This window comes from Microbacterium sp. CFH 31415 (genome assembly GCF_022538185.1).
In the GTDB taxonomy this organism is placed as follows: domain Bacteria; phylum Actinomycetota; class Actinomycetes; order Actinomycetales; family Microbacteriaceae; genus Microbacterium.
On record NZ_JAKYXC010000002.1, the window covers coordinates 584,199 to 596,945 of the forward strand.

At 70.0% G+C, this 12,747-nt stretch carries 13 protein-coding genes; 5 read left to right on the forward strand and 8 right to left on the reverse strand.

Annotated features, from left to right (window positions below):
- Positions 1-33 precede the first annotated feature (33 nt).
- Positions 34-381, forward strand: coding sequence for a hypothetical protein (locus tag MK786_RS03700; RefSeq protein ID WP_241110869.1), 348 nt, complete (start codon positions 34-36; stop codon positions 379-381).
- A 9-nt stretch (positions 382-390) separates the two neighbouring features.
- Here MK786_RS03700 and MK786_RS03705 read toward each other — a convergent pair whose 3' ends face one another.
- Positions 391-792 (reverse strand): hypothetical protein, encoded by a 402-nt coding sequence (locus MK786_RS03705; protein ID WP_241110870.1) that lies wholly within the window; start codon positions 790-792, stop codon positions 391-393.
- Between the two features lie 107 nt (positions 793-899).
- On the opposite strand from MK786_RS03705, the gene MK786_RS03710 reads away from it, so the two are divergent.
- Together MK786_RS03710 and lpdA are read left to right on the forward strand one after the other, a co-directional pair.
- Complete coding sequence (locus tag MK786_RS03710; protein ID WP_241110871.1) at positions 900-1,595, forward strand: copper resistance CopC family protein; 696 nt, start codon at positions 900-902, stop codon at positions 1,593-1,595.
- Between the two features lie 10 nt (positions 1,596-1,605).
- A complete protein-coding gene (gene lpdA / locus MK786_RS03715) occupies positions 1,606-3,003 on the forward strand; it encodes a dihydrolipoyl dehydrogenase (RefSeq protein WP_241110872.1) in 1,398 nt (465 codons plus the stop codon).
- Positions 3,004-3,103: 100 nt separating this feature from the next.
- On the opposite strand, the gene MK786_RS03720 is transcribed toward lpdA, so the two are convergent.
- Both MK786_RS03720 and MK786_RS03725 read right to left on the reverse strand, forming a co-directional pair.
- Positions 3,104-3,751 (reverse strand): CYTH domain-containing protein, encoded by a 648-nt coding sequence (locus tag MK786_RS03720; protein ID WP_241110873.1) that lies wholly within the window; start codon positions 3,749-3,751, stop codon positions 3,104-3,106.
- Positions 3,738-3,971, reverse strand: a complete 234-nt coding sequence (locus tag MK786_RS03725; protein ID WP_241110874.1) for a response regulator — start codon at positions 3,969-3,971, stop codon at positions 3,738-3,740. The genes MK786_RS03720 and MK786_RS03725 overlap by 14 nt, the downstream gene beginning before the upstream one ends.
- A gap of 117 nt (positions 3,972-4,088) precedes the next feature.
- On the opposite strand from MK786_RS03725, the gene glgP reads away from it, so the two are divergent.
- Positions 4,089-6,641: an alpha-glucan family phosphorylase gene (glgP, locus tag MK786_RS03730; protein WP_241110875.1), complete on the forward strand. Its 2,553-nt coding sequence runs from the start codon at positions 4,089-4,091 to the stop codon at positions 6,639-6,641.
- A gap of 166 nt (positions 6,642-6,807) precedes the next feature.
- Positions 6,808-7,539, forward strand: a complete 732-nt coding sequence (locus MK786_RS03735; RefSeq protein ID WP_241110876.1) for a glutamine amidotransferase — start codon at positions 6,808-6,810, stop codon at positions 7,537-7,539.
- Positions 7,540-7,546: 7 nt separating this feature from the next.
- Here MK786_RS03735 and MK786_RS03740 read toward each other — a convergent pair whose 3' ends face one another.
- From MK786_RS03740 to MK786_RS03760, 5 genes are all read right to left on the reverse strand, one after another.
- Positions 7,547-8,518 carry a calcium/sodium antiporter gene (locus MK786_RS03740; RefSeq protein ID WP_241110877.1) on the reverse strand — a complete coding sequence of 324 codons (972 nt, stop codon included), beginning with the start codon at positions 8,516-8,518 and terminating at the stop codon, positions 7,547-7,549.
- 54 nt (positions 8,519-8,572) lie between these two features.
- Positions 8,573-9,265 carry an NAD(P)H-hydrate epimerase gene (locus MK786_RS03745; RefSeq protein ID WP_241110878.1) on the reverse strand — a complete coding sequence of 231 codons (693 nt, stop codon included), beginning with the start codon at positions 9,263-9,265 and terminating at the stop codon, positions 8,573-8,575.
- A complete protein-coding gene (locus MK786_RS03750) occupies positions 9,262-10,272 on the reverse strand; it encodes a YihY/virulence factor BrkB family protein (RefSeq protein WP_241110879.1) in 1,011 nt (336 codons plus the stop codon). Before MK786_RS03750 ends, MK786_RS03745 begins: the two co-directional genes overlap by 4 nt.
- 97 nt (positions 10,273-10,369) lie before the next feature.
- On the reverse strand, positions 10,370-11,608 hold the full coding sequence (locus tag MK786_RS03755; protein ID WP_241110880.1) for a type II secretion system F family protein: 1,239 nt from the start codon (positions 11,606-11,608) through the stop codon (positions 10,370-10,372).
- On the reverse strand, positions 11,608-12,747 hold the full coding sequence (locus tag MK786_RS03760) for a type IV pilus twitching motility protein PilT (RefSeq protein WP_241110881.1): 1,140 nt from the start codon (positions 12,745-12,747) through the stop codon (positions 11,608-11,610). Before MK786_RS03760 ends, MK786_RS03755 begins: the two co-directional genes overlap by 1 nt.

The following is a 12,747-nucleotide window of genomic DNA, read 5'->3' on the forward strand; positions in this document are numbered from 1 at the left end:
GTGAACACCGAAGCTACGAGAAGGAGCCCCACCGTGTCGAGCACGCACCGCCACATCCCGCCCCTCCAGGTGCGTGAGCGTGCGGCGTGCATGTGCGACCGGGGCGACGCATGCTCCTCCTATGCGCCCGGGCACGCGCTGCATCTCATCCAGTCGCGGCTGGCGTCGGCGACGCCCTCGGACTGGAGCGACGCGATCGTCGAGTCGGCGGATGCCGCGACGGGCACGATCGTCGTGCGGGACCTGGCGAGCGCCGCCCCGATCACGGTGTGGAACGGCGCGGGCGCGGCACTCGTGCTCACGCCCGGCACGCCGGTGGCGGTCCACGGCCGCTACAACGTGCTCGCGGTGGGTCGCGAGCACTTCAACATCGCGCGGTGATGCGGCGGCTCAGGCCGCCTTCATCATCATGTCCTTGACGGCCCTGCAGGCGTCCATGCAGGCCTTGCACGCCTGAGCGCACATCTTGCAGACCTCGCTGTGGTCGGCGTGCTCCATGCACTCGTCCATGCACTGCTGGCACATCGCGATGCACGCGTCGAGCATGGCCATCATCGTCGCAGGGGTCATGCCCTGCATCCGCAGCATGGACCGCATCATCGTGTTGCACATGTCCGCGCAGTTCATGCACGCCGGGGCGCACGACATCATCTGCGTGGAGCACACCGTGCACGCCTGCTCGCAGGCCGAGCAGGCGTCCATACACGCCTGCAGCACCGACATGTCCATCGTCGCCATGCCGGGCATCGACATCATGTCCTTCGACATGGCGTCCATCATCATGGAGTCCATCTGCCCACCTCGCTTCCGTGTTCGTCCGCGGGCAGGGGTGCCCGCCTGCGGTCAGGCTACTCGCGCGTCCGGCGGCTGAGAAGGTCTTGGCTAGGGTGAATCACGTGATGTCACAAGGAATTCACACGGCCCTCCCCGCCCGCGTCCTCGCCCTCGCGGCGGCCCTGCTCGTGGCCTTCGCGCTGCTGCTGGTGCCGGCATCCCCCGCTCACGCGCACGACGAGCTCATCGGCAGCACTCCCTCCGTCGGCTCGACCGTCGAGGGCGTTCCGGCGCAGCTGACGCTGACGTTCAGCGGTGCGATCGCGACCGATGCAGGGGCCTCGGACGTGGCGGTGACGGATGCCGCGGGCACGTCGCTCATCGACGGCGCCCCGACCGCGCAGGACAACGTGCTGACCCAGCCGCTCACGGGAGAGGCATCCGGTGAGATCACCGTTCTGTGGAAGGTCGTCTCGAGCGACGGCCACCCCATCTCGGGCCAGTTCGCGTTCACAGTGACGTCCGGGCCCACGCCGACTCCGACGGACACCGCCACCCCGACGCCGACGCCGACCGAGACGTCCGAGCCCACGCAGGAGCCCTCCGCGACGCCGTCGGCCACCGTGCCGGCGGACTCCGGCACGACCGGCTCCGACGTGTGGCCTTGGGTGCTCATCGGCATCGTGGTGATCGCCCTCGGCGGCGGCATCACGTACCTGCTGGTGTCGCGCGCACGCCGCCAGAAGGCCCTCGCCGACAACCGGGCGCGGGCGCTCGGAGGGGGTCCCCGGCTCGACTCCGACGCCTCCGCCGAGCGATAGGCTTGCAGTCATGCCCCATTACGACGTCGCTATCCTCGGCGCGGGCCCCGGCGGGTACGTCGCGGCTGTCCGCAGCGCACAGCTCGGCCTCTCCGTCGCCATCATCGAAGAGAAGTACTGGGGCGGTGTCTGCCTCAACGTCGGCTGCATCCCCTCGAAGGCCCTCCTGAAGAACGCCGACCTCGCGCATCAGTTCACCCACAAGGCCGATCTGTTCGGCATCTCCGGTGACGTGAAGTTCGACTTCGGCGTCGCGTGGGACCGCAGCCGCACAGTGGCCGAGACGCACGTCAAGGGCATCCACTACCTGATGAAGAAGAACAAGGTCACCGAGTACGAGGGGCGCGGTTCCTTCACCGGACCCAACGCCATCACGGTGACCAAGGCCGACGGCTCCACCGACGAGGTGACCTTCGACAACGCGATCATCTCGACCGGCTCCAAGGTGCGCCTGCTGCCCGGCGTCGAGCTCGGCGGCAACATCGTCACGTACGAGGAGCAGATCCTCGCCCGCGACCTGCCCGAGTCGATCGTCATCGTCGGCGCCGGCGCCATCGGCATGGAGTTCGCCTTCGTGATGGTGAACTACGGCGTCAAGGTCACGATCATCGAGTTCCTCGACCGTGCGCTGCCCAACGAAGACGCCGACGTCTCGAAGGAGATCGCGCGTCAGTACAAGAAGTACGGCGTCGACATCCTCACCTCCACCAAGGTGGAGACCGTCACCGACCAGGGCGACAAGGTCACCGTGACCTACACCGCCAAGGACGGCACCGCCGGCTCGATCGACGCCGACAAGGTCATGATGTCGATCGGCTTCGCCGCCAACGTCGAGGGCTTCGGCCTCGACAAGACCGGCGTGAAGCTCACCGACCGCGGTGCGATCGACATCGACGACCACATGCGCACCAACGTGCCGCACATCTACGCGATCGGCGATGTGACCGCCAAGCTGCAGCTGGCCCACGTGGCCGAGGCGCAGGGCGTGGTCGCCGCCGAGACCATCGGCAAGGCCGAGACGATGACGCTGGGCGACTACCGCATGATGCCGCGCGCGACGTTCTGCTCGCCGCAGGTGGCCTCGTTCGGCCTCACCGAGCAGCAGGCGCGCGATGCCGGCTACGACGTCAAGGTCGCGAAGTTCCCGTTCTCGGCCAACGGCAAGGCCAACGGCCTCGGCGAGCCCGTCGGCTTCGTCAAGCTCATCGCCGACGGCGAGCACCTCGAGCTGCTCGGCGGCCACCTGATCGGACCCGACGTCTCCGAGCTCCTGCCCGAGCTGACCCTCGCGCAGAAGTGGGACCTCACGGCCCTCGAGGCGGCCCGCAACGTCCACACGCACCCGACCCTGTCGGAAGCCGTGCAGGAGGCGTTCCACGGCCTCGCCGGCCACATGATCAACCTCTAGATCACCCGATCGACACGAAGGCCCCGGCGTTCCGCCGGGGCCTTCGTGGTCACCGCTCGCCGAGCGGGCGCTGCGAGACGGAAGGGGCCGCGCCGGGCCGTCAGTGCCCCAGCGCTCGCGCGAGTTTCGAGTCGGATGCCGCAGCCCGCGCGCCGGCGGCGTGCGCCGCGTCCGCGACCGCGGTGAAGAACACCCGGCGCTCCTCGGGATCGGCGGCCCCGGCAGGCCCGAGCTCGATCTCCCACTCGTGCCACTCATGCTCGATGCCCGAGCGCTCGTCGCGCGTGCGCACGTGGTCGTCCGCCACCTCCGCCACGACCTCGCCCGCAGGCGAGAGCAGGAAGTAGGCGACGCGCTCGTTGCGGATGCGGGCGAGCGGTGTGAGTGCCGCATCACCGACGACGGCCTCGACCTCCGCGCGCGCGCCGGCGGGCACCTCGTCTTCCTCGCCGAGCGGCCAGTGCAGCTCGACGCGTCCGCCGTCCGCCCCGCGCGGGCCTTTGATGTGCCAGCCGGCGTCGGGCCCGCCGGTGCGACGGCGCAGGGCGTAGCCGGCACGAGCCAGTGCGACATCGGCGGTGTCGAGGTAGGTCGCGTCGAGCGACCGCGGCTCGCCTGCGCTCACGGCCGCGACGCCCGGCAGCGCCGACCAGTCCGGCAGGGCCACGCCGTCGTCGACGTCGAACTTCAGCTCGATCTCGACCGATCGCGAGGGCGCGGCCTCGGGGCGGGGGTCAGCGCCGCTCACTCGCCGAGTCGGTGTAGGGGTCGATGTCGTCCTGCGCCTCGACGAACCAGAACTCGGCCTCGGTCGGGCCGTCAGCCTCCCCGGTGCGCTCGAGCTCGCCCTTGCGGGCGTAGACGACCTGCGTCTCGCTGTACGGGACGATGAGGCGGTCGAGGTCGGGGTTCTCGAGCGGCAGGAGCTGCCCGTCGAGCGGACCTCCGTGAAGTCGTGCGATAGCCATGTGCCGAGCCTAGACCCGCGCCGAGGCGCGAGACCCGCCCTTGACGCGGGCGTTTCCCGCGATGCGGTCACCCCACGAGTGCAAGCGTTTTCATCTTCTCGCCCTAGAATCACTCGCGTGAAGGCCATCCGAACGTTCACCGTCCGCCCTGTCCTCTCCGAAAACCTCGCCCCACTCGACCGCCTCGCGTCGAACTGGCGCTGGTCATGGAGCCGCGCGACGCACGCCCTCTTCGCCTCGATGGATCCAGCTCTGTGGGACGAGATCGGCGCCAACCCCGCGCGCATGCTCGGCGCCCTGGGCCAGGAGCGCCTGGACGAGCTCGCACGCGACGATGCCTTCGTTCAGCGCGTGCACGCCGAGGACGAGCGCCTTACCGCCTACCTCGAGGGCGACCGCTGGTTCCAGCACCTCGACGGGCCCAAGCCTGCGCACATCGCCTACTTCTCCCCCGAGTTCGGCGTCGACGGATCGCTCCCCCAGTACTCGGGTGGACTCGGCATCCTGGCCGGCGACCACCTCAAGAGCGCGTCAGACCTGGGCGTGCCGCTCACGGGCGTCGGACTGTTCTACCGCGCGGGCTACTTCCGCCAGTCCATCGGCGACGACGGCTGGCAGCGCGAGAGCTACCCGCTGCTCGACCCGTACGGCCTCGGCCTCACGCTGCTGCGCGAATCCGACGGCTCGCCCGTCGAGCTCGCGCTCGACCTCCCCGCCGACCGTCGCCTGCACGCACGCGTGTGGGTGGCCGACATCGGCCGCATCCCGCTGCTGCTGCTCGACTCCGAGACGCCCTCCAACTCCGACGAGATGCGACGGGTCACCGATCGCCTCTACGGCGGCGGCGGTGAGCACCGCCTGCTGCAGGAGCTCCTCCTCGGTGTCGGCGGGGTGCGCGCGGTGCGCGCGTTCTGCCGCATCACCGGCCGGCCCACGCCGGACGTCTACCACACGAACGAGGGGCACGCCGGGTTCCAGGGACTCGAGCGGATGTCCGAGCTCATCACCCACGACGGTCTCGCCTTCGACGCGGCGCTGGCGCAGGTGCGGGCATCCACGGTCTTCACGACGCACACTCCCGTCCCCGCCGGCATCGACCGCTTCCCCCGCGACCTCATCGCCGACTTCCTCGCGAGCCGGTTGTTCCAGAATCTCGACGCCGGTCGCGCGATCTCCCTCGGTCTCGAGACATGGGACGGCGGCGACCAGGGCGTCTTCAACATGGCGGTGCTCGGCCTGCACCTCGGCCAGCACGCCAACGGCGTGTCCGAGCTGCACGGCGAGGTCAGCCGCGGGATGTTCGGGATGCTGTGGCCCGGCGTCGACACCGACGAAGTGCCCATCACCTCGATCACCAACGGCGTGCACGCTCCGACCTGGGTGCACGCCGCCCTCAAGGCGGTCAGCGAGCGCGCGTTCGGCGACGCCCACACCGACGCCCATGACTGGACGAACCGCGAGGCCGTCACCGACGCCGAGCTGTGGGGCGTGCGCCAGCAGATGAAGGGCGAGCTCGTCGCCGAGGCTCGGCGGCGGGTAGCGGCATCCCTCTCCAACGGGCACACCCCGTCGTGGATCGCGGATCTGCTCGACCCCGAGGTGCTCACGATCGGCTTCGCGCGGCGCGTGCCGACCTACAAGCGGCTCACGCTCATGCTGCGCGACCCCGAGCGGCTGACGAAGCTCCTCACCGACCCCGAGCGCCCGGTGCAGATCGTGATCGGCGGCAAGTCTCACCCGGCCGACGACTCCGGCAAGATCCTCATCCAGCAGCTCGTGCGCTTCAGTCGCGACCCGAAGGTGCGCGGGCGGATCGTCTTCCTGCCCGACTATGACATTTCCCTCGCCAAGGGCCTCTACCCCGGCTGCGACGTCTGGCTCAACAACCCGCTGCGTCCGCTGGAGGCGTGCGGCACCAGCGGCATGAAGGCCGCGCTCAACGGCGTGCTGAACCTCTCGATCCTCGACGGCTGGTGGGACGAGTGGTACGACGGCGAGAACGGCTGGGCCATCCCGACCGCTGACACCGCGTCGAACGACGAGGAGCGCGACGATGCCGAGGCATCCGCTCTCTACGACCTCATCGAGCATCAGCTCGTGCCGCGGTTCTACGAGCGCGAGGGCGGCATCCCGCTGCGCTGGCTCTCGATGGTGCGCCACACGATGACCGAGCTGGGCAAGAAGGCGACGAGCGACCGCATGGTGCGCGACTACGTCACGCGCCTGTACGTGCCGGCCGCCGAGCATGACGGCGCCCTGCGTGCCGACGGCTTCGCCGAGGCCCGTGCCCTCGCGGACTTCGTGCAGCGGGTGAAGGATGCCTGGCCCCGCGTCTCGATCGCCGGTGTCGACTCCTCGGGCATCCCGGCCCAGGCGCAGGCGGGCGACACGCTCGAGGTGCGCGCCGAGGTGCGGCTCGACGCGCTCCAGCCCGACGACGTCGCCGTCGAGCTGGCCTATGGCGGCACGAACGAGGACGACGCGCTCGCGCGCGACCACTCCGTCCACCGGCTCGCACCGGCCGGCCCGGCCGTCGACGGCGTGACGACGTTCACGGGCGCGCTCCCCCTGACGGTGACGGGCACGTTCGGCTACACCGTGCGCGTGGTGCCCTCGCACCCGCAGCTGGTGTCCCCGGTCGAGCTCGGCCTGGTGACCTACCCCGCCTGACCCCCGGCCCCTGCCCCTGGCCCCTGCGCCGGGGGATCCCGACGGCGCAGAATCGGAGATCGTCGGCGACACGCCGTCCACTGCGAACAGGCGGCGGCGTGTCGGCCGGGATCTCCGACGCTGCGACGCCGCCGGGCCACCGGCGGGCGGGCCGTAGGCTTGGGGGGTGAAGCCGTTCGTCCTCCTCGCCACGCGGGCCGAAGACGTCCCCGCCGACGAGGAGTACCAGCTCTTCCTGCGGTACTCCGGGCTCGACGAGCGCGACCTCGTGCGCGTACGGCTCGAGGCCGAGCCCATGCCGCGCCTCGACCTCGACGCCCTCTCGGGCATCTTCGTCGGCGGCGGGCCGTTCAACGCCTCCGACCCCGCCGAGACGAAGTCGGCGGTGCAGCACCGGGTCGAGGCCGAGTTCCAGACGCTCCTCGACGAGGTCGTCGCCCGAGACTTCCCGTTCCTCGGAGCTTGCTACGGCATCGGCACCCTCGGCACGCACCAGGGCGCCGTCATCGACCGCACCCACCCCGAGCCGATCAGCGTGGTTCCCGTCTCGCTCACCGAGGCCGGGGCATCCGACCCCCTCCTGCGCGACATGCCGCCGCAGTTCGAGGCCTTCGTCGGTCACAAGGAGGCGATCACGACGCTCCCGGCCACGGCCGCGCTGCTCGCCTCGTCGCCCGAATGCCCCGTGCAGATGTTCAAGGTGGGCGAGAACGTTTACGCCACGCAGTTCCACCCCGAGCTCGACGTCGACGGCATCACGACGCGCATCCACGCATACGCCGGCTATGGCTACTTCGCCGCCGAGGAGCTCGAGCTCACCCTCGCCGCGGTGCGCCGCGCGGCGGTATCGCACCCGAGCCGAATCCTGCGCACGTTCGTCGAGCGCTACGCGCGCTGAACCGCGCCTATGTGCGCGCGACGATCAGGTACGTCAGGTACACCGCGTAGGCGACGACGAAGAGGAAACCCTCGACGCGGGTCACCCGCCTGCCGGTCAGGAACACCGGGACGCACAGCAGCGACACGAGCACCATGATCGGCATGTCGATGTAGGCGAGGCTCGGCTCGACGGCGACCTGTCCCGGCGCGAAGAAGAGCGAGGCACCGAGGATGAACGTGAGGTTGAGGATGCTCGACCCGATCAGGTTGCCCACCGCGATGTCGCGATCGTCGCGGATCGTGGCGACGATCGTCGTGGCGAGCTCGGGCGCGGACGTGCCGATCGCGACGATCGTGAGGCCGATCAGCGCATTCGAGACGCCTGCGGCCGCAGCGAGCTCGACCGCCCCGCGGACCAGCCAGTCCGCGCCGAACACGATGACGACGATGCCGAGCACCAGCAGGCCGGGCTCGACGGCCGCCCATCGCCGACTCCCGCGCACGTCCTGCCTCGGATACTCGTGCTCGTACTCCTCGAGGACTCGCGTCGACTCGCGCCGGGTCAGCAGCACGAGCAGCGCCGTGTAGACCAGGGCCGCGACGAACAGCAGCACGCCGTCGAGCACCGACAGCGCGCCGTCGAACGACAGCAGGAAGAGGAGGACGGATGCCACGGCCATGGCCGGCAGATCGAGCTTGAGCGTCTGCGCGTGCATCACGATCGGCCGGATGGCCGCAGTCATGCCGAGGATCAGGAGCAGGTTCACCATGTTGGTGCCGACGATGTTGCCGATGGCGAGGGAGCCCGCCCCCGACCGGACCGCGTCGATGCCGACGGCGAGCTCGGGGGCGCTCGTGCCGATGGAGACGACCGTGAGCCCGATGATGATCGGCGGGATGCCCATCCGCCGCGCGAGCTTCGCACCGTAGCGCACGACCAGCTCGGCTCCGACGACGAGCGCGATGAGCCCCAGCGCGACGACGAGCAACGGGATCATGCGGCCACCGTATCGGCACCTCGCCCGCTCGCCGTCCGGCGCCGGCGCACGAGCTCACGCCTCGAGGATGCGGGTGACGGATGCCTCGCCGGCCGGCTCCTCGTCGGCGAGGCCGGGCTCCAGCCCGAGGTCGACGAGCACGAGGTCGCCGCACAGGTCGGGTCCGCGCCCGATGACCAGGCCCGCCTTCACGGCGCCGAAAGTCACCGTCACCGCGGCCGGCAGCACGACGTCGTCGGCGACCCCCGTGTCGGGCTGCAGGCCGCTCGGCAGATCGACGGCGACGGTGCGGCGCATCCCGTCGCCCATCGCGGCGAGCAGGCGCGCGACCGCCTCGCGGGCGGCGCCTCGCAGCGCCGGGTCGGGCGAGGTGCCGATGCCGAGGATGCCGTCCACGACGACGGTGTATCCGGATGCCGCGGCCACGGCCTCGTCGACCGAGACCTGCCGCGCTCCGGCCTCGAGCGCAGCCGCCAGTCCGTCCTCGTGCACGCGGCTCCCCACCGCGAGCACGTCGACCTCGATCCCCTCGCCGAGCTCGGACGCCGCGTACAGGGCGTCGCCGCCGTTGTCGCCGCTGCCCGCGATCACGAGCACGCGCGGGGCCGCGGCATCCGTCAGTCGCTCTCCGATCACCCCCGCGAGCGCCGTCGCCGCACGTCGCATCAGCGGCTGGCCGGCATCGAGCAGCGGTCGCTCCACCGCGCGCACCTGCGCGGCGGTGTACGCCGGTACGCGCACGGTCACGCCTGCTTCGCCACAGCCGCCCGGCGCGACTTCTCGGCGGCTTCGTTCGCCAGCTTCAGCTCGGCGGCCGCGACGCGCACCGCGTCCTCGGCCCGCTTGATACGGCGGGCTTCGAAGGTCGGGGCACCGTGGCGTTCGCGCACGCGGTCGACGTCTTCGGCGACGCCCACGATGATCCACGTCGAGGCGAGCAGGATCACCTGCGCCGACAGGTTGAACCACAGCAGCAGCGCGATGAGCGCGGCGAACGACGCGAGAAGCGGGTTCGATCCGGCTCCGGCGACGAACATGCCCGACAGCTGCTGCAGCACGGTGAGGCCGATGCCGCCGATCAGCGCGCCGGCGAAGAGCGTGCGCGGCCGGGCCTTCACACCGCTGAGCACGACGAACGCGAGGGCGATCAAGCTCGCGTCGAGCAGGAAGACGACGACCAGCGCGAGAGCGCGGGTGGCGGCATCCGCGACGAATCCTTGGACGCCGAGCCAGTCCCCCACCCATCCGATGAACGTGGAGCCGTAGAACGTGACGACGGCCGAGAGCACGAAGCCGCCGCCGATGGCGATGGCGAGCAGCAGGTTGCGCAGAATCACCCAGACCCAGAAGACGTCGTCGTGGATCTCATCGGCGAGATTGCGCAAGGCCGCCCTCAGCGAGCCGATCGCGCCGATCGCGGCACCGACGAGGGCGACGAGCGACAGGATGCCGGTCAGCGTGAGTCCGGCGGGAGCCTGGATCTTGTCGACTTCGATGAGCCCGTTCTCGCCGAGCAGTCCGGGGATCGCGGAATCCACCGTGTCGACCAGCGCCTGCCACGCGGCGGGATTCCCCGACAGCCACAGTGCCGCGAACGAGAAGCCCAGCAGCACGCCCGCGAACACAGAGAACAGCGCGCGGTAGGTGATGCTGTCCGCCAGCATCGCGCCGCGTCGCTCGAGATAGTGGAACCAGACCCGCACCGGCCGGAGACTCAGTGCCCACGCCGTCAGTTTCGCGATGAGGTCAGCCATGTCGCCAGGCTATCCGGGCACCGTCGGCACTCGACCCGGTTGACACGGCGCCCGAAGACGGTGCACGCGGCTGGATGATCCTCGTCGCGCCGCAGGCTCAGCCGGTCTGGCCGAGCTCGCCGTAGATCGAGAAGATCGGCATGTACAGCGAGATCACCATGCCGCCGATGATGATGCCGATGCCGACGATGAGGATCGGCTCGATGGAGGCTGTGAGCTGCGAGGTCGCCGCCTCGACCTCGTTCTCGTAGAAGTCGGCGATGCTGCGGAGCATCTCGGCGAGCGTGCCCGACTCCTCACCGACCGAGATCATCTGCGCGACCATCGGCGGGAAGACCTCGGCTTTGGCGAGCGGTCCCGAGAACGACCGGCCCTGCTTGACCGATTCCTGGATCTCGCGCACCGCCTGCTCGATCTTCCAGTTGTTCGATGCCGCGCCCACGATAGAGAGCGCCTGCACCAGTGGCACACCGGCGTCGAGCATCATCGACAGGCTGCGGGCGAACCGCGCGACAGCGATCTTGGTGGTCAGCGGACCGACGACGGGCAGCTTCAGCCGCCATGGGTCGACCACTCGGCGCACCTTATCCTCGCGCCTGTTGCGCACCCACCACAGCCAGCCGGCGATGCCGCCACCGATCATGATCGGCAGAATCCACAGCATGTTGTTCGACAGCGTCACGAGGATCTGCGTCGGCAGCGGCAGCGCCGAACCCAGGCCCGTGAACATGCCCTCGAAGATCGGCACGACGAAGGTCACCATCGCGACCACGCCGAGGATCGCGATCACGAAGACGATGATCGGGTAGGTGGTCGCCGACTTGATCTTGCCCTGCAGCTCGGCCTCGCCCGCGTAGGTCTCGGCGATGGTCGCCAGCGCCTCTCCGAGGAATCCGCCCGACTCGCCCACCCGGATCATGCTGATCATGAGCGGTGGGTACACGTCGGGGTACGCCGCAAGGGCCGCCGAGAACGACGAACCCGACTCCACGGCTGCGCGCACGCCGACGAGCGAGCTCTGCAGCTTCTTGTCCTCGGCCTGCTCGATGAGAATCGCCAGCGTGCGCATGAGCGGGAGGCCGGCGTTGATCAGCCCGGCCATCTGCTTCGAGAACACTGCGAGCGTGCCGACCTTCACCCGCCGCTCGAACCCGGGGATCGAGACGTCGCGGTTGAGCCCCGTCTTCGAGGTGAGCGTCACCTCGAGCGGCGTGAGGCCCTGCGCGCGCAGCTTCGCCGTGACGCCGTTCGCGCCGGAAGCTTCGAGCGTGCCCTTGACGATCCCGCCGCCGGTGGCGTCGATCGCCCGGTACGAGTACTCCTCGATGAGCGCCATCAGTTCGTCCAGCCGACCGACTGCATGTCTGCGTGGGCCGACCACGCGTCGGCGTCGAGGTCGCGCGGGCGCACCCGCACGTCGTCGAACGACGCGGCGTCGGCCGCGTAGCTCTTCGCGAGCTGCATCGAGATGGATCCGTCCTCGACGAGTCGCTTGAGGTCCTGATCGAGTGTGTGCATGCCCAGGCTGCCCCCGGCCTGCAGCATCGAGTAGATCTGGCTCACCTGGCCTTCGCGGATCAGATTGGCGATCGCAGGCGTATTGACGAGCACCTCGGTGGCGATCACACGGCCGTCCTCCTGGGCGCGCGGCAGCAGGGTCTGGCTGATGATCCCCTGCAGCGTGTCGCCGAGCTGGGTGCGCACCTGAGCCTGCTGGTCGGGCGGGAAGGCGTCGACGATGCGGTTGATCGACTTCGCCGCACTCTGCGTGTGGAGCGTCGAGAGCACGAGGTGACCGGTCTCGGCCGCGGACAGGGCGGTGGAGATGGATGCCGGGTCCCGGAGCTCACCGATGAGGATGACGTCGGGGTCCTGACGGAGCACGCGCCGGAGGGCCTCGGAGAACGACGCGGTGTCGCTCCCGATCTCCCGCTGGTGGATGAGAGAGCGGCGGCTCGTGTGCTGGAACTCGACAGGATCCTCGACCGTCACGATGTGCGCGGGGAGCGTGCGGTTGACGACGTCGATCATGGAGGCGAGCGTCGTCGACTTCCCCGAGCCGGTCGGCCCCGTCACGAGCACGAGCCCCCGGGGGCGCAGCACGAGATCGCGCGCTGCCGCCGGCACGCCCAGTTCCTCGAGCGGGCGGATCCGGTCGGGGATGAAGCGCATCGCCACGGCGACGTCACCGAGCTGGCGGAAGACGTTGACGCGGAAGCGGGCGACCTGCGGCACTGTGTACGAGAGGTCGACCTCGCCGTGGATGCGGAACTCCTCGAGCTGCTCGCGCGACATGAGGCCGCCCACGGCCTCGTCGAGCCAGGCCGACGAAGTGGGCTCGGCCCAGCCGGGGATGCCGGTGAGGTCGCTGTCCACGCGCATGAGCGCTGGCTGGCGAGCCGTCAGGTGCACGTCCGAGGCCCGCGACCGCTGGGCGACGCCGAGCATCGAGGTCAGATCTTCAGATGCGGTCAT